Here is a 1,764-nt window from a genome sequence, read left to right as displayed (position 1 = left end):
AGCACCGACGCCAGACAAAAAGATCTATAAACGTATTATCGATTTTATCGTCAATAATGACTTTTCTGAAGCGCGTCAGGCCGCCCAAACGTTGGTGGGCAAAATGCCTGACAACATTCATTATCAGCATTTGCTAGCGCAAACGTATCTAAAGACCAACGCTTTTGATGAATCATTAGCCGCTTTGATGAAAACGCTTTCGCTGCATGCGACCAGTTGGTCAGTGTACCTTGATGCAGCGCATGTCTTTTGGCACACCGATAAAAACTACTATGCCGGGCGTTTGGCAAGGAAAATTTTACGTTGCGATCCGAGCAATGTCGCAACCTGGAATTTGCTGGGGGCGTTATATAAAGAGAGCAATAACCCAATTCAGGCTGAAGCCTGTCTGCGTAAAGCGGAACAGTATTCTCACGACGATGCCAATATTCTGAGTAACTTAGCCAGTCTGCTGAGTAATCAAGGGCGCATGGCGGAGGCCGTTGAGTGCTTTCGCCGTATGCGTACCCTTGCTCCTGATAATTACATTTTGCATAGCAACTACTTGTTTAGTCTGTCTCACGATGTGCAAATTTCTTCAGAGGCATTGTTCGCCGAACACTGTGAGTTCGGTGATATGGTTGAGAAGCGAGCGCAACAGTATCAACGTAACTTTTCGTATTCAGGGCTTCGTGATCCTGAGCGTAAATTGCGTATTGGATTTGTTTCAGGCGATCTCTGCCGACACCCTGTCAGTAATTTTTTGAGTCCTTTCTGGGAATCGCTCAATACCGATCTTTATTCCATCCATGCCTTTGCAACGTCGCATCAATACGACGATATGTCCCGTAAATTGCAAAAGGCGACGCAAGGGTGGCATGCCGTTTATGACAAGAGCGATGTGGAACTGGCTGCGTTGATTAACCAGGAACAAATCGATATTTTATTCGACCTCTCAGGCCATACGGGGCATAACCGCTTGCCGATGTTTGCGTTTAAACCCGCGCCGATTCAGATCAGTTGGATTGGTTATCCGGGCACCACCGGCATGCGGGCGATGGATTATTTCCTTATCTTGAATTTGCAACCGCTTCCTGAGAGTTTTGATCGACAGTTTACCGAAAAGACACTCTATGTGCGCAGTACTCAACAGTTCAAACCGACCGATAATAGTCCTGATGTGAATGAGTTACCGGCGATTAAACGTGGCCAGTTCACTTTTGGCAGTATGAACCGCATGCAGAAATTGAATGACTATATATTTGAGGCCTGGGCGGCAGTATTGAAAGCGGTACCCAATAGCAGAATTATCATTGGTGCGTTAGCTGGGCAGAAAAATATTGATATTATCCGTGCCAAGCTTGAAGCGTTGGGAGTGGAACCCAAACAGTTACTTTTCCTTGAAAAAATGGGAATGCACGAATATCTGGCTGCGCACCATGAAATCGATCTGCTTCTGGATACCTATCCCTACACTGGTGGAACAACCACTAACCATGCGCTGTGGATGGGCGTACCGACCTTGACGATCTCAGGGGAAACCCTTCCAACACAACAAGGCGTTGCGGCTTTGCAATGGCTGGGGTTGAATGGTTTTGTTGCCACCTCAAAAGCGGATTATGTCACCAAGGCTGTCGCATGGTCTACCCGCCTTGATGAACTTAACCAATACCGACAAGAAATGCGTTCCAAATTTGAACGACCCAAGCCTGACGGCATTACGCCAGCAACCCATTTTGAGGAAATGTTGCGTGCAGTGTGGCAAGACTATTGCGAAAATACGCC

The 1,764-nt window shown here is 46.9% G+C and carries 1 protein-coding gene; it reads left to right on the top strand.

From position 1 onward, the window contains the following. On the top strand, nt 1-1,764 hold a 1,764-nt coding region (locus J5224_RS26495; protein ID WP_264628151.1), incomplete at both ends, for a tetratricopeptide repeat protein.

The organism is Candidatus Symbiopectobacterium sp. NZEC135, assembly GCF_025962695.1.
Note: the sequence above shows the minus strand (reverse complement) of the source record. Positions and strands in the feature narration are given on the sequence as shown.